Below are 19503 nucleotides of genomic sequence, written 5' to 3' on the forward strand. Positions count from 1 at the left end.
CATCCGGTCCCTCCCTGGACTCTGAAGTCTCACAACCTCAGCATCCCCGGTCCGGACCGGATGGACAACCTAATGAAAGCTCACATCTAGCGCCGGAAGACGAAGCGCGAATAGCCGGTGTAGGAAAGCAGCGTCGCGCAACCCGAGGAGACCATGAGCGCGATCACCGGCGGAATGTCGCCGTCGATCATCATCAGGGCCGAATAGGCGCAGTAGTTCACGAGCGCCGAGGAAAGCCCGACGCTCCAGTAGCGCGCGCCTTCGACGGCGAGCGAATGGGCCGAGCGGTCGAAGGTGAAGTTGCGGTTGATCAGCCAGGTGCAGCCGAGCGCGCAGCCGATCGCGATGAACCGTGCGGAATAGACGTCCATGTGAACGATGTGCAGCAGCACCATCAGAACCGCGACATCGACGGCGAAGCCGACGCCGCCGGCGATCAGGAAGGAAAAGAGCTTCTTCATCGGTACCGGTTACGCGTGGACCTTCACCCTTGACGACACAGCGTTACGAAAGCGTGACCTCTTAGGTCATGCGCACGTGGCAAAAAGTCAACCACGGGCTGTCTCCCCGATCGCCGCACCGCTTTATCCGCCGACCCTGTTCGCATCGTGACGACGTGTTATCTTCTGTGGGGATGCGCAGTCCGGCGCATGCCGGACATCGGATGATTCGATGAGATGCACGATGCTGAAATCCTTTGCCGTCCGGGCCCTTGCGCCCGCCGCCTATGCCCTTCTCGCACTCGGTCTTATGGCCGGCCCTTCGGCCGCTGCCGGTCGGGAGACTGCAGCAAAAACGCTTTTCGGAGCGAAGAAGCTCCCGGCCGCACTTCAAAGTGATTCGATCGGCTCCTACGCCAAGGGGTGCCTTGCCGGCGCCGTCGCCCTTCCGTTGACGGGGCCGACATGGCAGGTCGTCCATCCCGCGCGCAATCGCAACTGGGGCAATCCGCGGCTGATCGCCTTTCTGGAAAAGTTCTCGCGTGAGGCGGCGGCGAAGGACGGCTGGCGCGGCCTCCTCGTCGGCGACATCTCCCAGCCGCGCGGCGGGCCGATGGTCGACGGCCACGCCTCGCACCAGATCGGTCTCGACGCCGATATCTGGCTGACGCCGATGCCGAACCGCGTTCTTTCGACCCGCGAACGCAACAATATCGAGTTCGATTCGATGGTTCAGGCGAAGAACCATCTCGAACTCGACCGTTCGCACTGGTCGAACGCGCAGGCGCGCCTCATCATGCGCGCGGCGAGCGAGCCCGAGGTCCAGCGCATCTTCGTCCACCCGCCGATCAAGCGCGAGCTCTGCCGCATCTGGAAGGGCGACCGCAGCATTCTCGGCAAGGTCCGGCCGTACTGGCATCACGACGCCCACATGCATGTTCGCCTGCGCTGCCCGCCGGGCGACGACAAGTGCAAGCCGCAGGCGAAGATCCCGCCCGGCGACGGCTGCGGCAAGCAGCTCGCCTGGTGGTTCACCGACGAGCCCTGGCGTCCGGCCAAGCCGAGCGCGAAGCCGGCGACACCCCATTACACCACGCTCGCCGACCTGCCCGTCGCCTGCCGTGCGGTGCTGCAGGCGCCGGCGGTATCGTCGCGAGGCGCGGCGATCTATCGCGGCTCCGCCGATGCCACGCCTTCGCTTGCAAGCGCGGAGGAAAGCGTCGCCTCCGTTCCGGTGCCGCGTCCGCGTCCCGACATGCGGTAGGCGGGCGACATCCGGCGCCCCGGCTCCGTCCTTTCCTCCTCGCCGTCACTCGTATAGACGGGCAGAAGCCACGAATCCCGAGAGCTCGAAGAGCGCTATGCCGCAGGCCCGTTGCATCGCCATGATCGCCCACGATCAGAAGAAGGACGATTTGTGCGCCTTCGCCGGATCGCACGAGGCGCGTCTTTCCGCATTCACCCTGGTCGCGACCGGCACCACCGGCGGGCGCATCCAGCAAGCCTGCCCGAAGCTCACCGTTCGGCGCATGAAGAGCGGGCCGCTCGGCGGCGACCAGCAGATCGGCGCGATGATCGCCACCGGCGAGATCGACGCCCTCGTCTTCTTCGTCGATCCGCTGACGGCGATGCCGCACGATGTCGACGTGAAGGCGCTCACGCGTCTGGCGATCGTCTACGACCTGCCGATGGCGCTCAATCGGGCGACGGCCGACCGGCTCTTGCGCACGATGGAGCCGGGAGAATGACCGCCATGCAGAGCAAGCTCGCCGCGTCGCTCGTTCCGATCGAGGAACAGCCGCACTACGCCTTTCCCGTTCTCGTCGGCGATATCGGCGGCACGAATGCGCGCTTTGCGATCATCGACGGCCCGAACGCCGACGCGCGCACGCTGCCGATCCTCCATACCGCCGATTTCCCGACGATCGACGCGGCCATCCGCGAGAACGTTCTGCCGCTCCTCGATGCGGTGCCGAAGACGGCCATCCTCGCCGTCGCCGGCCCGATCGACGGCGACGAGATCGACCTCACCAACGCGCCCTGGGTGGTGCGCCCGAAGGTCATGATCGCCGAACTCGGCTTTTCGGACGTCGTCGTCATCAACGATTTCGAGGCGCAGGCGCTCGCCGTCGCCTTCATCGACGACGAAAACCGCGAAAAGATCGGCGGCAGAGACCCTGAAGCGCATGCCTCGCGCCTCGTCCTCGGGCCGGGAACGGGGCTCGGCGTCGCCGGCCTCGTCAACGCCCGCCACATCTGGATCCCCGTGCCCGGCGAAGGCGGCCATGTCGACGTCGGCCCGCGCACTGCGCGCGACCGCGCGATCTTCCCGCATCTCGAAGCGATCGGCGGGCGCATTTCGGCCGAGCAGCTCCTTTGCGGGCGCGGCATCGTCAACATCTACACCGCGATCGCGCGTGCCGACGGCCGGGACCCACAGGCGCGCCAGCCGAAGGAGATCACCGCCGCCGCACTCGAAGGCGCGGATGCCGGCGCCGTCGAGACGGTCTCGCTCTTCGCCACCTATCTCGGCAGGCTCGCCGGCGATTTGGCGCTCGTCTTCATGGCGCGCGGTGGCGTCTATATCGGCGGCGGCATCGCGCAGAAGATCATGGCAGCCCTGAAGAAGCCGGAATTTCGCGCGGGCTTCGAGGACAAGGCACCGCATCAGGCGCTGCTCGCCGAAATCCCGACCTATGTTCTCACCCACCCGCTCGCCGCCCTTTCGGGACTTTCCACCTATGCCCGTTCTCCGATGCGTTTCGGTCTGTCGACGGACGGGCGGCGCTGGCAGGCATAGTCACGGCGGCGGCAAAGCGCTATTGAGCACGCGAACGGCCATCGGCTTTCGGCCAACCGGGTAGCAGGCGACGTGAAGATCAAGGATCCCAGGAAGGAAAAGCGCATCGATCCGGACGCGCTCTTCCGCGTGCTGAGACGCGTGATCTCGGAGAACATGCGCGACTATACGGGCACGTATGTCTTCGCGATCGGCTGTCTCGCCGTCACCGCCGCCTCCACCGCCTTCACGGCGTGGATCATGAAGGACGTCGTCAACGAGGCCTTTGCCAAGCAGAACGCGAGCCTCGTGTGGATCATCTGCCTGTCGATCCTCGCCGCGTTCGTCGCGCGCGGCTTCGCCTCCTACGGGCAGGCCGTGGCGCTTTCCAAGGTCGGCAACAACATCATCGCGCGCTACCAGCGCCGCCTCTACGACCATCTGATGCGCCTTTCCGTCGGGTATTTCTCCGACTGGCGCTCCGCCCAGATCTCCGCGCGCATCAGCCAGAACGTCAACGGCATCCGCGACGTGATGAACCTCACCGTCACCTCGATCGCGCGGGATCTCCTGACGCTCGTCGCCCTCGTCTGCGTGATGGTCGCGCGCGATCCGTTCCTGTCGGCGCTCGTCTTCCTGGTCGGTCCGCCGGTCTTCTTCGCGCTGCGCTACATCGCCAAGCGCCTGCGCGTCGTCACCCGCGAGGCGGTGATCGTGAACAGCCAGGTGCTCGGCAACATGCAGGAGTCGATCCAGGGCATCGCGATCGTCAAGGCCTTCACCATGGAGGATCAGCTTTCCGCGCGTGCGGACCGGCTGATCGGAAAGGCCGAAAGGCAGGCGAACCGCATCGTGCGGCTGACCCAGCGCACGACGCCGCTGACCGAATGCCTCGCCGGCATCGCGATCTCCGGCGTCCTCGCCTACGCCGCCTACAACACCATCTATCGCGGCATCCTGCCCGGTTCCTTCTTCTCCTTCATCACCGCGCTGCTCCTCGCCTACGATCCCGCCCGCAAGCTCGCACGCCTGCAGGTCACGCTGGAACGCGCCGCCGTCAACGCCCGCATGATCTACGAGATCCTCGACACCGAGCCGCACCAGAAGGATGCGCCCGGCGCGCGCGACATCGCCGTTTCCGGCGGCGAGATCGTCGTCGACGGCGTCTCCTTCGGCTATGCCGGCACCGGCATGGTCCTCAAGAACGTCTCGTTCACCGCCGAGCCCGGCCGAATGACGGCGCTGGTCGGCCCGTCCGGTGCAGGCAAGTCGACGCTGATCGCTCTCCTCCTGCGCTTCTACGACCCGAACGAAGGCGCCATCCGCATCGACGGGCAGGATATCGCCGGCATTACCAAGCGCTCGCTGCGCGAAAAGATCGCCTATGTCTCGCAGCAGCCCTACCTCTTCGAGGGCACGATCCGCGACAATCTGCGCTACGGCCGGGCCGACGCGACCGACGCGGAGATCGAGGAGGCGGCGAAGCTCGCCTACGCCCACGACTTCATCATGGAGCAGCCGCAGGGCTACGACACGCCCGTCGGCGAGAACGGCGTGACGCTCTCCGGCGGCCAGCGCCAGCGCGTCTCGATCGCCCGGGCACTCGTGCGCAACGCGCCGATCCTGCTTCTCGACGAGGCGACGTCGGCGCTCGACACCGAATCCGAGGCGATCGTGCAAAAGGCGCTCGACCACGCGATGGAGGGGCGCACCGTCGTCGTCATCGCCCATCGCCTGTCCACCATCGCGCGCGCCGACCGCATCATCGTCATGCAGTCCGGCCGCATCGCCGAGCAGGGCCGCCACGAGGATCTCGCGCAGCGGTCCGACGGCATCTATGCCCGCTTCCACCGCATGCAGGCGCTCGGCCTGGATACCGACGTCGCGATCGACCAGGCGGGGGCGGCACCAGCAAGGGAACCTTCCGCATGAGCGATCGCGCACAAAGCATGGGCCTCGTCGTCGTCGGCGCCGGCGGGCGCATGGGCCGCACCCTCATCCGCGCGGTCGATGCGATGGATGGCGTCCACCTCGCAGGCGCGATCGAGCGCGAAGGCTCCGAGCATGTCGGCCGGGATGCCGGCCTTCTAGCCGGTCTCGGCGAGAGCGGTGTCACCGTCAGCGACGATCCGCTGCCGATCTTTGCCGAAGCGCAAGGCGTGCTCGACTTCACCTCGCCGGCTGCAAGCGTCGAGTTCGCCGGCCTCGCCGCGCAGGCCCGCATCGTCCATGTCGTCGGCACGACGGGCTGCAGCGAGGAGGACGAGGCCGCGTTCCGCGCCGCCGCCCGCCACGCGCGCATCGTCAAGTCCGGCAATATGAGCCTCGGCGTCAACCTGCTCTCCGTGCTCGTGCGAAAGGCAGCGGAAGCGCTCGGCGATGACTGGGACATCGAGATCGCCGAGATGCACCATCGCCACAAGGTCGACGCGCCGTCCGGCACCGCCCTCCTGCTCGGCGAAGCGGCGGCGGAAGGGCGCGGCGTTTCCCTCGACGCAGCCTCGGTGCGCGGACGCGACGGCCACACCGGCACGCGCGAGGCGGGCACGATCGGCTTTGCCGCCCTTCGTGGCGGATCCGTCGTCGGCGAACACGCCGTCACCTTCGCCGGCGAAGGCGAGCGCGTCGAACTTGCCCACAAGGCCGACGACCGCTCGATCTTCGCGCGCGGCGCGGTCAAGGCCGCGCTATGGGCGCACACCCGTAAGCCCGGTCTCTATTCCATGCTCGACGTTCTCGGCCTCGCCGAATAGCGCCGGTCATCATAGCGCCAGTCTCCGATCACGTCGGAAACCGTTTGGCGTCCCCGTCATTTCCCTTAAGAATTTTTCCCGAGGGCAAACCGCCCGCCCCAGTCGAGAAGGAAGCCCAGCGATGTCCGGAACCCTCGTCCTCGTTCGCCACGGCCAGAGCGAATGGAACCTCAAGAACCTGTTCACCGGCTGGCGCGATCCGGACCTGACGGACAAGGGCCGCGAGGAGGCCGAACTCGGCGCCAACGCGCTGAAGGACACCGGCATGACCTTCGACGTCGCCTATGTCTCGGTGCTGACCCGCGCGCAGCACACGCTCGACATCATCCTCGACATCACCGGCCAGAAGGGCGTCGAGACGATCCGCGACCAGGCCCTGAACGAACGCGACTACGGCGATCTGTCCGGTCTCAACAAGGACGACGCGCGCCAGCGCTGGGGCGAGGAGCAGGTGCACGAATGGCGCCGCTCCTACGACGTGCCGCCGCCCGGCGGTGAAAGCCTGAAGGATACCGGCGCGCGCGTCTGGCCCTACTACATGACCGAGATCCTGCCGCGCGTTCTTCGCGGCGAGACGGTTCTCGTCTCCGCCCACGGCAATTCGCTGCGCGCCCTCGTCATGATCCTCGACCGCATGAGCCCGGACGACGTGACCGGCCTCAACCTCGCGACCGGCGTGCCCATGGTCTACAAGCTCAAGGCCGACTCCACCGTCGAGAGCAAGGAAGTCCTCGGCGACATGTCGTCGGCGCACTGAGCGCCGCACTTCGAACCGACGACTATCGATCACCGCTTTAGATCACGGCCCAAGATCACGGCATGGTGAAAGCCCGCCGGGATCGCATTCGAAGCGTACCGGAACTTTCCGCACCGCTCTTCGGTTTGCCCGGCGAACCATAACGAAGCGCCGGCCACTCCATGTCGGCGCTCACCCAAGGAGCTTTGCCATGAGCCTTTCAGGCAGAAAGATCGCCATCCTCGTCGCCCCGCGCGGCACCGAGGACCCCGAGTTCGCACAGCCGCGCGAAGCGGTCCAGAAGGCCGGCGGCACCGTCACCGTCGTCGGGCTGGAAAGCAGCACCGCCAAGACGGTCAACGGCGACCTCGATCCGGGCGAAAGCTATTCCGTCGACAAGACGATCTCGGACGTGTCGCCGAACGATTTCGACGGTCTCGTCATTCCCGGCGGCACCGTCGGCGCCGACACGATCCGCGCCAATAGCGATGCGGTAAACTTCGTGCGCGGCTTCTTCGAGCAGAAAAAGCCGGTCGGCGCCATCTGCCATGCGCCGTGGGTACTGGTCGAAGCCGGCGTGCTCGATGGGCGCACCGTCACCTCCTTCCCCTCCCTCCAGACCGACATCCGCAATGCCGGCGGCACCTGGGTCGACGAGGAATGCCATTGCGACGAAGGCCTCGTGACGAGCCGCACGCCGAAGGACCTCGACGCCTTCTGCTCGAAGATCGTCGAAGAGTTCGAAGAGGGCAAGCATCCCGAGCAGGCCCGCAGCGCCTGACGCGAAAACTTCAGCTCGATCAAGAAAGACGCCGCGGTCCGAAGCCGCGGCGTCTTCTCGTTGCAGCTCCGCCCGGACCGCGGAACTGCGTGAAACGACAAACTCTATCGTCCCCGCTCCGTGGTCATATTTTTCGCGGCATGCCACCCGCCGGAGAATAACGATCGTGTGCCCGCACCGCGTCTTTCGACATAGTGCCGCACCGTTTCGTCCCCCGTTCTCGGGCCCATCGAAGGAACCAACAATGAAGACGTGGAAGATCCTCGCGGCCGTCGCCGCGACGCAGTTCGTGGCCGCGCTCGGCGCGCACGCCGCGAGCCTGGAGCAGGTCAAGAAGTCCGGTGAACTGCGCATCGGTACGGAGGGCACCTATGCCCCGTTCACCTATCATACTGATTCGGGCAAGCTGACCGGCTTCGACGTCGACATCGGCCGCGCGATCGCCAAGCGCCTCGGCGTCGAGGCGAAGTTCGTCGAAGGTCGCTGGGACGGCCTCATCGCCGGCATCGACGCCGGGCGCTACGACGCCGTCATCAACGAAGTCGGCATCACACCGGAGCGCCAGAACAAATACGATTTCTCCACGCCCTACATCGCCTCGAAGGCTGTGCTGATCGTCGGCGAAAGCAACGACACGATCAAATCCTTCGCCGACCTGAAGGGCAAGAAGGCGGCTCAGACGCTGACCAGCAATTTCGGCAAGCTCGCCGAGAAGAACGGCGCGGATCTCGTGCCGACGAACAGCTTCGACCAGTCGATCCAGCTCGTCATCAGCGGCCGCGCCGACGCGACGGTGAACGACAGCCTGTCCTATCTCGACTTCAAGAAGCATCAGCCGAAGGCGCCGGTGAAGCGCGTTGTCGAGGAGGCGAACGCCGAACAGTCCGGCGTCCTCATCGCCAAGGGCGAACCGAAGCTCCTCGACGCGATCGACAAGGCGCTGGCCGACATGAAGAAGGACGGCACCTACCTGAAGATCTCCAAGAAATATTTCGGCGAAGACGTCTCGAAATAGTCTATCCGTCGTCATCGAGAGCTTTTGCGCGGGGCCGCTTCAAGGATCGGCCCCGCGATCGTTTTTCCCAGGAGTAGGACGCGATGCCGGACTGGCTCGTCTTGATGTGGCACTCGCTCGGCTCGCTTTTATGGGCCGGCATCGCCTTCACCATTCCGCTGACGCTGATTTCCTTCGCGCTCGGCCTGGCGCTCGGGCTCGTCACGGCGATCGGCCGCCTTTTCGGGCCGAAGCCGGTCGTCCTTCTCGTGCGCGGCTACGTCTGGATCTTCCGCGGCACGCCGCTTCTCGTCCAGCTCTTCGTCGTCTTCTACGGCCTGCCGAGCGTCGGCATCACGCTCGATGCCTTTACCGCGGGCCTCATCGGCTTCACGCTCAATGTCGGTGCCTACACCTCGGAAATCCTGCGCGCGGCCATCGCCTCGGTTCCGCGCGGGCAGTGGGAAGCGGCCTATTCGATCGGCATGACGTGGATGCAGGCCATGCGGCGCACCATCGTGCCGCAGGCCGCGCGCGTTGCCGTGCCGCCGCTGTCGAATTCCTTCATCTCGCTCGTCAAGGACACGTCGCTCGCCGCGGCGATCACCGTGCCGGAGCTCTTCCAGGCCGCCCAGCGCATCGTCGCCACCACCTACGAACCGCTCATTCTCTATATTGAGGCCGCGCTCATCTATCTCGCCATGTGCACCGTTCTGACAGCAGTGCAGGAGCGGCTGGAACGCCGGCTCGAACGCTCCGGCGGCTTTCTGGAGGCCCGGTCATGATCGAACTTTCGAACATCGAGAAGCGCTTCGGCACGACGACGGTCCTGAGCAGCGTCGACCTCGTCATGGCGGAAGGCTCCGTCACCGCGCTCATCGGCCCGTCGGGTGCGGGCAAGTCGACGCTGCTTCGCTGCATCAACCTTCTCGAGCAGCCGACGAGCGGCACCGTGCGCCTTGGCGAGGCGAGCGTGACCTTCGAACCGGGCAAGCGCGTCCCGGCCGCTGAGATCCTGGCCCTGCGCCGCCAGACCGGCATGGTCTTCCAGAATTTCCAGCTCTTTCCCCACCGCAACGCGGTCGACAACGTCATGGAGGGTCTCGTCACCGTGCTCGGCTGGCCGCGCGAACGCGCGAAGGCCCGTGCGATGGAGCTTCTGGAAAAGGTCGGCATGGCGGAAAAGGCGGAAGCCTGGCCCTCGACGCTTTCCGGCGGCCAGCAGCAACGCGTCGCGATCGCCCGTGCATTGGCCCCTTCGCCGCGCATTCTGCTGTGCGACGAGCCGACGTCTGCCCTCGACCCCGAACTTTCCGACGAGGTCGTCGAGGTTCTGGGCCAGCTCGCACGCGAAGGCACAACCATGGTCATGGCAACCCACGATCTGAGGCTGGCGCTCCGCACGGCCGGAGAGGTCGTCGTCGTCGACGGCGGCCACGTGATCGAAAAGGGCCCCTCGCGCCAGATCTTCACCGACCCGCAACGCGAACGCACCAAACGCTTCGTCACCACGCTGACGCAGGAATCGCAGGAGTTGCAGTCCGGCGCGTAAGCGAATTGCCAGCCCCTCCCTCCGTCATCCTTGGGCTCGACCCAAGGATCCGACCCCATCGCAATACGAGCGGTGTGCCGGATCGAACACGGATGAAGCGCTCCTACGGACACCCATCACCACGATCGTGCGGAGAGGTGGTTAGATCCTCGGGTCGAGCCCGAGGATGACGCCGGTCCGTGGGGAGGCGCTTTCGGCATCATCGAAAACAAGCACCCGTCCTTCATTCCTCCATGGACCCAACAACAACGTCACTCTTCCGCATCATCGCAAATTACCCCATCCAGAAACGCCAACCCCCTCCCCACGTCATCCTTGGGCTTGACCCAAGGATCCAATCCCATCGCAATACGAGCGGCGTGCCGTATCGAACACGCGCGGAGCGCTCTTACGGACACCCGACACCCCAGTCGTGCGGCAAGATGGTTAGATCCTCGGGTCGAGCCCGAGGATGACGCCGGTCCGTGGGTAGGACGACGGCGCATCAGGGTAACCGGGCGCAGCACCAGCGATTGCCCCTTGCAAAGCCGGGGTGCGCTTCCGACAGAGAATGAACATACGGTCTTCTCCGCCCGCCCTTCATACAACCTCGTAGCTCGACCGGCCGCGGCGCTTTCCGTTCAGCCGTTCGCTGCAGCCTCGCGAATCCCATTCAGGTCCGCACGCAGCCGGTCCGCGTCGCCGCCGAATTCCGCCTCGATCGCCGCATGCGTCGCTTGCCAGATCGGTCCGGCTCGGCGGACGAGCGCACGGCCCTCTTCCGTCAGCCCCAGCCGGCGGGACCGGCGATCGGCCTCGTCCGCACGCACCGTCACCAGCCCGCGCCGTTCGAGCGGCTTGAGGTTCGCCGTCAGCGTCGTGCGGTCCATCGCCAGAAGCTCGGCGACGGAACCGAGCGTCGGCGGTTCGGGCCGGTTCAGCGAGGTCAGCAGCGAGAACTGCCCGCTCTTGAGGTCGAGCGGCTTCAACGCCTCGTCGAAGCGCCGCGCAATGGCACGCGCCGCCCGCTGCGCATGCAGGCACAGGCAATGGTCGCGTACATGGATCGTCATGGCGTAGTCGGCCGGTCCGGCATGCGATGACGGGTGGGAGGAATCGTCGGGCACCGGCTCGCCGGTAGCGCCCGGTTCTGCTTTCGGTTGTATGCGTCTTGACATGCCTTATTTATGTTGATATCAACCTAGTCTGTCAAGCATGGCCGTGGAGGACGCAGGCGATGGATGGCATCACGACCTGTCTCTGGTTCGATCGAAACGGCGAAGAAGCCGCGACCTTCTACGTCGACCTCTTCCCCGATTCCTGCATCGACCGCGTGACCCGCGGCCCGACCGACTGGCCGGCCGGCAGTGCCGGTGACGTGCTGATCGTCGATTTCACCCTCTTCGGCCGCCCCTTCCAGGCACTGAACGGTGGCGACTTCGCGCATTTCAACGAAGCCGTCTCGCTTTCGATCGCCTGCGAGACGCAAGACGAGGTCGATCGTTACTGGAGCGCCCTTTCGGCCGACCCCGAAGCCGAGCAGTGCGGCTGGGTGAAGGACCGCTTCGGCCTTTCCTGGCAGATCGTACCGACCGTCCTGCCGACCCTCATCGCCGATCCGGACCGCGAGAAGGCCGCTCGCGTCATGCACGCGATAATGGCGATGAAGAAGCTCGATATCGCCGCGATCGAACGCGCCGCCGCCGACTGACACTTCCGAACGACACCCGATCCACCATCGAGGAAACCCCGCCGATGCCCATGGACACGCTCACCCCCGCCGCAGACCTCGCCCGCGCCGAGCCGATGCGATGGCCGAACGAAAGCGCCGATTATCGCGCCGCCCGCACCGCGCTGCTCGTCGAGGAGATCGAGCTGCGCCGCCACATCACCCGCGTCAACGACATGCGCCGGGCCCTGCCGGAAGGCGGCGCAATTCCGCAGGACTACCGGTTCGACGGACCCGAAGGCCCGGTCGCGCTCTCGCAAATGTTCGGCAAGCACGACACGCTCATCGTCTACTGCATGATGTACGGCCCCAAACGCGAGACCGGTTGCCCCATGTGCTCGGCGCAGCTCGACGCCTGGGACGGCGAGGCCCGCCATATCGAAAAGCGCGCGGCGCTCGCCGTCGTCGCCCGCTCGCCGATCGAACGCATCCGGAAATACGCCAAGGAACGCGGCTGGACGCACCTTTCCGTCTATAGCGACCCGACCGGCGATTTCTGGGCGGACTACAACCGCGACCGCGACGCCGACATGCCGGCCTATGCCGTCTTCCACCGCGGCGCCGACGGCACGATCCGCCATTTCTGGAGCCCGGAAGCCGGTTTCGCCACCGCCGATCCCGGCCAGGATCCGCATCTCGCCCCCGACATGAACCCGCTCTGGATCCTGCTCGACACCACGCCGGAAGGCCGTGGCACGGACTGGTACCCGAAACTCGACGACTGAGGAGAAGACCCCATGCGCCATCTCGTTGCCGGCCTCTTCCAGTCCCTCGACGGCGTTGTCCAAGCCCCCGGCGGGCCGGACGAGGACCGTTCCGGCGGCTTTGCCCATGGCGGCTGGACCGTCCCCCATTTCGACGAGGAGACCGGCGCCTTCATCGACCGCATCTTCTCCGCCGAGTTCGCGCTGCTGCTCGGCAAGCGCACCTACGACATCTTCGCCGCCTACTGGCCGCATGCCGGCGAGGACCAGCCGCTCGCGCGCGCCATCAACGCGGCGGAGAAATTCGTGCTCACGCACTCGAGCGAACCGCTCGCATGGCACAACAGCCACCGCGTCGCCGATTTCGAAGCCATCGCGGCGCTGAAGCAGACCGACGGCCCGAACCTCCTCGTGCAGGGCTCGAGCACGCTCTACCCCGGCCTGATCGACCGCGGCCTCATCGACCGCCTCTTCCTGCTCACCTTCCCGGTCATCCTCGGCCACGGCAAGCGCGCGCTCGCCGATGCGCCGGCCGCCGGCTTCCGGCTGGAGGAAAGCGCCATCTCGCCGAGCGGCGTCACCATCGGCTTCTACGCCCCTTCAGGGCCGGTCGAGACCGGCTCCTTCGATCTCCCGGAACCATCGAACGACAAAGGAGACCGCCCATGACCACCCGCACTGTCACCGCCTATGACTGGGTCCCCGACTTCGCGCAGGGCCACGTCCGCGATCTGCGCGTACGCTGGGCGCTCGAGGAGGAAGGCCTGCCCTACGAGACGGACCTTCTCCCACAGGGCACGCAGGGCAAGCCGGAAAATCTTGCCCGCCAACCTTTCGGCCAGGTTCCGGCGCTGACCGTCGACGGCAAACCGATGTTCGAAAGCGGCGCCTGCGTCTGGCGCATCGCCGAGGAGGGCACGGTCCTCCTGCCGAAGGACACGGAAACGCGCAACGCTTGCCTCAGTTGGCATTTCGCCGCCCTCAACAGCGTCGAGCCCTCTCTGACCATGATGGCCATGCTGTTCTTCCAGGCGATGAACCCGGATATCGGCGAGGAAGGTGTGGCGAAGGTCCGGCCGGGCATCCGCTCGATGGCCGAAAAGCGCCTGACCCAACTCGCCGACGCCCTCGGCGAGCGCGACCATCTCGTCGCCGACCGCTTTACCACGGCCGATCTCATGATGACGACGGTGCTCCGCACGGCCGAAAGCCTCGACCTTCTCGAGCCGTTGCCACGCCTTCGCGCCTATCTCGACCACCACACCGCCCGCCCGGCCTTCCGTGCCGCCCTCGAAGCGCAACTGCAGCCCTTCCGCGAAAACGCCCCACGCTACGAGCGCGCCGGCTGAGCCGAAGGAAGGGCCGAACCCCCTGCAAACGCAATCAGCAACAGAAGAAAGGAGAACCAGCATGGCCTATTTCGACGCATTCGTGATCGCGGTTCCCACTGCCAACCGCGAGGCATTCCGTGCCCAGGCAGCGGCGTTCGCGCCCTATTTCCTGCGCCACGGCGCCCTGCGCTGCACGGAGAACTGGGCCGACGACGTCCCCCATGGCGAGGTCACGGACTTCTACCGTTCCGTCGCCGCCAAGGACGACGAGACCGTCGTCGTCTCCTTCCTCGAATGGCCGGACAAGGCCACCCGCGACGCCGGCATGAAGGCGGTCTCCGCGGAGATGGAAACGGCGATGAAGGACCATTCCATGCCCTTCGACGGCAAGCGCATGATCTATGGCGGCTTCGAGCCGATCGTGGACGAAAGGGCCTGACCATGCAGAACGCGAACGGTACCCCGATCTGGTACGAACTCATCACCGGCGACCCCGACGCCGCCGAACGCTTCTACTCAGCCGTCACCGGCTGGACCTACCGCAAGCCCGGCGGCGGCCTCGAACGCGACTACCGCATCGTCGAAAGTACCGAGGACGGCATCGCCGGCCTCATGAAGGCGGAAGGCGCAATGCCGCGCGGCTGGCTCGCCTATTTCGCCGCCGACGTCGACGACGATGCCGCGCGCGTTTCGGAGCTCGGCGGCACCGTCCATATGGGCCCGATGGACATCCCGAATGTCGGCCGCTTCGCCTTCGCGACCGACCCCGCCGGCGCACCCTTCTGCCTGATGCGCGGCTTCTCCGACGAACCGAGCCGCGCCTTCGAGCCGACGACCCCCGGCCACGGCGCCTGGAACGAACTCGTCACCCCCGACCAGGACGCCGCCTTTTCCTTCTACGGCAGCCTCTTCGGCTGGCAGCGGGGCGACGTGATGCCCATGGGCGAGGCCGGCGACTACACCTTCATCGACCACGACGGTTCGATGCTCGGCGCCATGATGAACACGAACGGCAACACGCCGAAGGCCCGCTGGCAAACCTATTTCCGCGTCCCGGACATCGACGCAGCCACCTCCGCGGTCACGGAGAACGGCGGCACGCTCGTCAACGGCCCGGCGCAAGTCCCCGGAGGCGATTACGTGATCCAGACGACCGACCCCGAAGGAAACTTCGTCGGCTTCGTCGGCGCACGACGTTCGTAACGCTCTGATCATCCGCGTCCGCATGGGCGCCGCAACGCTCGATCGAGACGTTTCCGGCATCCACGCGGACGCGGACGGAAAAACCCAGTCGACCCGTCTCCTCCATGCCCGCCGACGGCGCAGGCTTTCGCCAGCCGGAAGACGATCGACGAACATGCGACGAGAATGCCATCGTCGGATCCCGCTCAACGAAGAGATCATCGCACCATGGAAAGGTTTACCGGAAGCTGCCTTTGCGGCAACGTCACGATCGTCGCCACGGGACGACCCAACCGGGTCGGCATCTGTCACTGCCTCGACTGCCGCAAACATTCCGGCACGCTCTTCCAGGCCCTGGCGATCTTTCCCGAGGACGCCGTCTCCATCGAAGGCGAGGTCCGCGCCTATCGAGACCGCTCCTTCTGTCCACGCTGCGGGTCGCCCGTCTTTTACCGAAGCGCCGACGAGATCGAGATCGGCCTCGGATCCCTGGACGCTCCCGACCAGCTGACCCCCACCTACGAACTGTGGACCATCCGCCGCGAATCCTGGCTCCCACCGTTCCCGTTGGACGAGCGGCACGAGCGCGACAGAACCGAAGATAACCAGGAGTAAAGATTAAGGCTCTCGAGGTCCGATTGCGAACAGCGTTACCGCCGCCCTCGACATCTCGAATGAACCGTCAGCGTATCGAGCGCCTTTTGGGAATACCGACGCGGGCGGCAAGGTCGGTCGGCGACTTTCGATACGGAACGCCGGTAAAAGCCTTCCGGTCGGCTGTCCGCTCCATTACTACGATCCGTCCTCGGGCCGCTTCCCACGCCGCCGCCGGGCGTAGCGCATGGTCCACAGTGCCAGCAACGCCATCGTCGCATAGCCGACGAACGGCCCGGCGATCAGATCGTCGTGGATCGAAAGCACGAAGACGAGCCAGCATGCGATCGCGGCCGAGGCAAGCAGCCCGGCGCCCCAGACGAGCGTCATCACCATCATCGTTCGCCGGAAGCCGGGCGCGTCGCGCTTCGCCTCGAAGGCCACAGCCTCCCTTTCGGAAGACCGCCGCATCCACGCACGCGCCAGCTCGAAGACGAGCGGCCGGCCGATCGCGGCGGACACCAGGAAGGAAAGCCCGACGAGGGCCGTCACCAGGTTCTCGCGAAGCTGCAGGAGGCGTGGCGATCCGCCGAGGAGCACTGCCGCGAGCGAAAGCACGATGCCCGCCAGCACGAGCATCGACACCGCGTCGAGCCGTCGCCGGCATGCGAACTCGACCACGGACCACGCAAGTGGCGGCACGCCGGCCGCGATCAGCCCCACCGTATCGCTCGCGTAGGGTGCCACCCGGTCGTAAATAAGAAGCGGCGCGGCGACGTTGACCGCGACGAGCGCAAGAGCCCCGCCGCCATGGGCGCGAAGAACGCCGGGTATTCTCGGTCCGTTCGCGTCACTGGCCTTCTTGGTCGCCGTGCTCGCGGTTGACGCCCGCTCTTCCGAAGGGGGCTGGTTTCCATCCATCGCCGTCATGTCCGACCGGACCGGCAGATCCGGTTCCACAATGCTCGATGATCCGGCGCTCGATAAAGCCATGGCCGAACACCCCGTGAATGTTTACATTGTTACCATACCGGCAATGATAACAGTGTCAACATGAAAGAATCCTACCATCACGGCGACCTGCGTGCCGCCCTTCTCGAAGCAGGTCTCGACCATTTGAACCGGCACGACGCCGAGACGCTCTCGCTGCGCGCGCTCGCCCGGTCGGTCGGCGTCAGCGCCACAGCGGTCTACCGCCATTTCCCGGACAAGACGGCCCTCGTCGCCGCCCTCGCGCGGGAAGGCCTTGCCCGGCTCGCTGACGCGCAGAAGAAGGCCGCCGCCGAATGCCGGCCAAGCGAGTCAGCCTTCGCCGCAACGGGCCGTGCCTATGTCCGCTTCGCCCTCGAAAACCCGGCCCTCTTCCGCCTGACCTTCGCCTCGGCTCCGGTCGAATCCGCCGACGAGCCGACCGAAGCCGCCCGCATGCTCCGCGAAAACGCCGCGCGACGACTTCCGGACGGCGCCTCCGCCGGCCACGTCGAGGCCGAGGCCCTTCGTGCCTGGGCCCTGGTCCACGGCATCGCCATGCTTATGCTCGACGGCCAGATCGCCGCCGATCCCGACCTCGTGGAAGCCCTGATTCCCGCCTGATCCGTTACGGCGTTCGGCGATACCCCGCCACTGGGCGCGAAAGCGATCGCGTCACCCATACCCGCTCACCGCCGACGCGATCGCACCGCGCCCGTTTCCTTCTGCCCGGCTCGCCCTACCCTCCTCGGCCTGCACGTCCCGACGACCGGTTCCCGGCATCGAACCGCCGCCACGAAGGAAGGACCCCCATGCCGAGCGCGACGACGTCCTACGGACGCTACCCCTATTCGGCCCTGCCGGACCGCCCCGTCTTCGACTGGCCGAACGGCACCCGCCTCGCGGTCTACGTCGCGCTCAACATCGAGACCTTCTCGTTCGACAGCCACACCGGCGCCAAGCTCGCGCCCGGCAAGCAGGACCAGCCCGACGTCCTCAACCATGCCTGGCGCGAATGGGGAAACCGCGTCGGCGTCTGGCGCATGAAGGACGTCTTCGACGCGCTCGACCTGCCGCTCGCCGTCCTGCCGAACACGGCCGTCTACGAGGATTGCCCGGGCCTCGTCGAAGCCTTCCGCGCGCGCGGCGACGAGATCGTCGCCCATGGCCGCACCAACGCCGAGGAGCAGGGCGTGCTCGCCGAGCCGGAAGAACGCGCCCTGATCCGCCAGGCGAGCGAGGCCTACCGCCGCCACGAAGGCCGCGTTCCCGCAGGCTGGCTCGGCCCCTGGATATCGCAAAGCGCGGTCACGCCGGATCTTCTGGAAGAGGAGGGCTACACCTACCTCCTCGACTGGTGCCACGACGACCAGCCGACCATGATGCGCACGCGTTCGGGCACCGGCATCGTCTCCGTGCCCTATTCGCACGAGATCAACGACATTCCCCAGATCACCGCCCGCTACACTTCGGCGGAGAGCTTCGCCGACATGATCGTCGCCCAGTTCGACGAGATGCTCGAAGCCTCGGCCCGCGCTCCCGCCGTCATGAGCATTGCCCTCCACCCCTACCTCACCGGCCAGCCCTATCGCCTGCGTGCACTGCGCCGCGCGCTCACCCACATTGCCGCCCACCGGAACGAGATCTGGCTCACCCGCCCGGGCGCGATCGCCGAGGCCTTCATCGAGGACGTTCGGGCCCGAGTGGCGTAACGCCGTCCCGCGACTCGCTCCGGCAGGATGCCACATGCAGGGACCGGAGCTGCAAAACCGCCTTCGCCCTTCGCACGATCCATGGTTGTCGCCGCGCACCGGCAGCCGGTGATCGCCAAAGGCGCGATCTCAGGTCGGCCGTTCAGCGAGCCATCCGCTCGGAGGCCTTCGACGTGACGGCACCGCCATGGCAGAAGACCGCCTTGTCGAAATCGAACCCGGCGAGCTTCTTCCGGCTGCGCCGGCCTTCCGCCTCGTCCTCGAAGCCGATCGGGTCGCCGACGCTCATGATGTCGATGAAGGCGTCGCCGCTGGTTCCGACCCCTTCCAGGACGATCGATCCCGATCAGATCCTTCCCGAAAGCGGCCATCGGCCGAGTACGATCGACTGCGACAAGAAGCCGTTATCGGGCGAAGCGCTTGGCACCGATAACGCAGGCGACCACGAGAATCGTGACGGCGATCATGGAAGGAGGAACGCTCTCGCCGAGAAGCAGGGCAGCCAAAGCGAGGCCTAAGAAGGGCTGGAGGAGCTGCAGCTGCCCGACGCCCGCGATGCCACCCAGCGCAAGGCCACGATACCAGAAGACGAAGCCCACCAGCATCGAGAAGATCGAGACATAGGCGAGGCCCAGCCATTCGGGGCCGGTGATGTCGTTCCACCGGGTCGGCAGGGCGAAGAGCGCGATCAGGGCCATCGCGGGCAGAGCGATCAGCAGCGCCCAGGAGATCACCTGCCATCCGCCCAGACGTCGCGAGAGCGTAGCGCCTTCTGCATAGCCCAGTCCGCAAAGAACGATCGCTGCGATCATGAACGTATCGCCGATCAGCGAAACATCATCGCTCTGGACAAGGGCGAACCCGGCGACGACGACGGCTCCGAGTCCGGAGAAAATCCAGAAGGGAAGCTTTGGCCGTTCGCCGCCGCGAACGACGCCGAAGATCGCGGTCATCAGCGGCAGAAGCCCGATGAAGACGATCGAATGAGCTGCCGTGGTGTGTTGGAGAGCGAGAGCCGTCAGCAGCGGAAAACCGATGACGACGCCGATCGCCACGATGGCCAGCGATCCGAGATCGGTGAACCCCGGTCGCTTCTGCCGAAGCACGAACAGCAGCGCAGCCGCAAGGAGAGCCGCGATGACGGCACGCGCCGAGGTGAGGAACAGCGGCGAGAAGCCGCCGACCGCGACCCGCGTCGCCGGTAGCGAGGCACTGAAGATCAGCACGCCCAACAGTCCGCTGCCCCATCCCGCCGTCGTCTGATCCAT

The 19503-nt window shown here is 66.2% G+C and carries 24 protein-coding genes; 19 read left to right on the forward strand and 5 right to left on the reverse strand.

The features are described 5' to 3' along the window. Positions 1–86: 86 nt before the first annotated feature. Complete coding sequence (locus FJU11_RS14620; protein WP_141167817.1) at positions 87–461, reverse strand: GtrA family protein; 375 nt, start codon at positions 459–461, stop codon at positions 87–89. Positions 462–684: 223 nt separating this feature from the next. Here FJU11_RS14620 and mepA point away from each other — a divergent pair, with 223 nt between their 5' ends. From mepA to FJU11_RS14670, 10 genes are all read left to right on the forward strand, one after another. After that, entirely contained in the window at positions 685–1704 is a 1020-nt protein-coding gene (mepA, locus tag FJU11_RS14625; protein WP_141167818.1) for a penicillin-insensitive murein endopeptidase, read from the forward strand. Between the two features lie 97 nt (positions 1705–1801). After that, entirely contained in the window at positions 1802–2188 is a 387-nt protein-coding gene (locus tag FJU11_RS14630; RefSeq protein WP_141167819.1) for a methylglyoxal synthase, read from the forward strand. Positions 2189–2193: 5 nt separating this feature from the next. Further along, positions 2194–3240 carry a glucokinase gene (locus tag FJU11_RS14635; RefSeq protein WP_141167820.1) on the forward strand — a complete coding sequence of 349 codons (1047 nt, stop codon included), beginning with the start codon at positions 2194–2196 and terminating at the stop codon, positions 3238–3240. A 78-nt stretch (positions 3241–3318) separates the two neighbouring features. Continuing rightward, entirely contained in the window at positions 3319–5151 is a 1833-nt protein-coding gene (locus FJU11_RS14640) for an ABC transporter ATP-binding protein (protein ID WP_235891048.1), read from the forward strand. Further along, positions 5148–5972, forward strand: a complete 825-nt coding sequence (gene dapB, locus FJU11_RS14645; RefSeq protein ID WP_141167821.1) for a 4-hydroxy-tetrahydrodipicolinate reductase — start codon at positions 5148–5150, stop codon at positions 5970–5972. Before FJU11_RS14640 ends, dapB begins: the two co-directional genes overlap by 4 nt. 121 nt (positions 5973–6093) lie before the next feature. Beyond that, positions 6094–6729: a 2,3-bisphosphoglycerate-dependent phosphoglycerate mutase gene (locus tag FJU11_RS14650; protein ID WP_141167822.1), complete on the forward strand. Its 636-nt coding sequence runs from the start codon at positions 6094–6096 to the stop codon at positions 6727–6729. A gap of 190 nt (positions 6730–6919) precedes the next feature. Continuing rightward, on the forward strand, positions 6920–7489 hold the full coding sequence (locus FJU11_RS14655; RefSeq protein WP_141167823.1) for a type 1 glutamine amidotransferase domain-containing protein: 570 nt from the start codon (positions 6920–6922) through the stop codon (positions 7487–7489). A 244-nt stretch (positions 7490–7733) separates the two neighbouring features. Further along, positions 7734–8504: an amino acid ABC transporter substrate-binding protein gene (locus tag FJU11_RS14660; protein WP_141167824.1), complete on the forward strand. Its 771-nt coding sequence runs from the start codon at positions 7734–7736 to the stop codon at positions 8502–8504. 83 nt (positions 8505–8587) lie between these two features. Next, complete coding sequence (locus FJU11_RS14665; protein WP_141167825.1) at positions 8588–9268, forward strand: amino acid ABC transporter permease; 681 nt, start codon at positions 8588–8590, stop codon at positions 9266–9268. Further along, positions 9265–10035: an amino acid ABC transporter ATP-binding protein gene (locus FJU11_RS14670; RefSeq protein ID WP_141167826.1), complete on the forward strand. Its 771-nt coding sequence runs from the start codon at positions 9265–9267 to the stop codon at positions 10033–10035. The genes FJU11_RS14665 and FJU11_RS14670 overlap by 4 nt, the downstream gene beginning before the upstream one ends. Before the next feature lie 620 nt (positions 10036–10655). On the opposite strand, the gene FJU11_RS14675 is transcribed toward FJU11_RS14670, so the two are convergent. Continuing rightward, complete coding sequence (locus FJU11_RS14675; protein WP_141167865.1) at positions 10656–11087, reverse strand: MarR family winged helix-turn-helix transcriptional regulator; 432 nt, start codon at positions 11085–11087, stop codon at positions 10656–10658. Positions 11088–11251: 164 nt separating this feature from the next. Here FJU11_RS14675 and FJU11_RS14680 point away from each other — a divergent pair, with 164 nt between their 5' ends. The 7 genes from FJU11_RS14680 (at position 11252) to FJU11_RS14710 (ending at position 15575) form a co-directional block, all read left to right on the forward strand. Further along, entirely contained in the window at positions 11252–11725 is a 474-nt protein-coding gene (locus FJU11_RS14680) for a VOC family protein (RefSeq protein ID WP_141167827.1), read from the forward strand. Between the two features lie 44 nt (positions 11726–11769). After that, the gene (locus FJU11_RS14685) at positions 11770–12468 is read left to right on the forward strand and encodes a DUF899 family protein (RefSeq protein WP_407946730.1); all 699 of its coding nucleotides are present in this window, start codon (positions 11770–11772) and stop codon (positions 12466–12468) included. Positions 12469–12480: 12 nt separating this feature from the next. After that, positions 12481–13116 (forward strand): dihydrofolate reductase family protein, encoded by a 636-nt coding sequence (locus FJU11_RS14690; protein WP_141167828.1) that lies wholly within the window; start codon positions 12481–12483, stop codon positions 13114–13116. Continuing rightward, positions 13113–13796, forward strand: a complete 684-nt coding sequence (locus FJU11_RS14695; RefSeq protein ID WP_141167829.1) for a glutathione S-transferase family protein — start codon at positions 13113–13115, stop codon at positions 13794–13796. Before FJU11_RS14690 ends, FJU11_RS14695 begins: the two co-directional genes overlap by 4 nt. Before the next feature lie 61 nt (positions 13797–13857). Next, complete coding sequence (locus tag FJU11_RS14700) at positions 13858–14217, forward strand: DUF1428 domain-containing protein (RefSeq protein ID WP_141167830.1); 360 nt, start codon at positions 13858–13860, stop codon at positions 14215–14217. Between the two features lie 2 nt (positions 14218–14219). After that, positions 14220–14981 carry a VOC family protein gene (locus tag FJU11_RS14705; RefSeq protein ID WP_141167831.1) on the forward strand — a complete coding sequence of 254 codons (762 nt, stop codon included), beginning with the start codon at positions 14220–14222 and terminating at the stop codon, positions 14979–14981. 207 nt (positions 14982–15188) lie between these two features. After that, a complete protein-coding gene (locus FJU11_RS14710; RefSeq protein WP_141167832.1) occupies positions 15189–15575 on the forward strand; it encodes a GFA family protein in 387 nt (128 codons plus the stop codon). Positions 15576–15752: 177 nt separating this feature from the next. Here FJU11_RS14710 and FJU11_RS14715 read toward each other — a convergent pair whose 3' ends face one another. Then, entirely contained in the window at positions 15753–16514 is a 762-nt protein-coding gene (locus tag FJU11_RS14715; protein WP_181408198.1) for a VC0807 family protein, read from the reverse strand. A gap of 93 nt (positions 16515–16607) precedes the next feature. Between FJU11_RS14715 and FJU11_RS14720 the strand changes: the two genes are divergently transcribed. Both FJU11_RS14720 and FJU11_RS14725 read left to right on the forward strand, forming a co-directional pair. Beyond that, positions 16608–17147, forward strand: coding sequence for a TetR/AcrR family transcriptional regulator (locus tag FJU11_RS14720; RefSeq protein ID WP_141167834.1), 540 nt, complete (start codon positions 16608–16610; stop codon positions 17145–17147). A 188-nt stretch (positions 17148–17335) separates the two neighbouring features. Next, positions 17336–18235: a polysaccharide deacetylase family protein gene (locus FJU11_RS14725; RefSeq protein ID WP_141167835.1), complete on the forward strand. Its 900-nt coding sequence runs from the start codon at positions 17336–17338 to the stop codon at positions 18233–18235. 142 nt (positions 18236–18377) lie between these two features. Here FJU11_RS14725 and FJU11_RS18370 read toward each other — a convergent pair whose 3' ends face one another. Both FJU11_RS18370 and FJU11_RS14730 read right to left on the reverse strand, forming a co-directional pair. Then, positions 18378–18524, reverse strand: a complete 147-nt coding sequence (locus FJU11_RS18370) for a hypothetical protein (RefSeq protein ID WP_181408199.1) — start codon at positions 18522–18524, stop codon at positions 18378–18380. 115 nt (positions 18525–18639) lie between these two features. Next, positions 18640–19503, reverse strand: a complete 864-nt coding sequence (locus FJU11_RS14730; RefSeq protein WP_141167836.1) for a DMT family transporter — start codon at positions 19501–19503, stop codon at positions 18640–18642.

Source organism: Pararhizobium mangrovi (assembly GCF_006516965.1).
In the GTDB taxonomy this organism is placed as follows: Bacteria; Pseudomonadota; Alphaproteobacteria; order Rhizobiales; family Rhizobiaceae; genus Pararhizobium_B; species Pararhizobium_B mangrovi.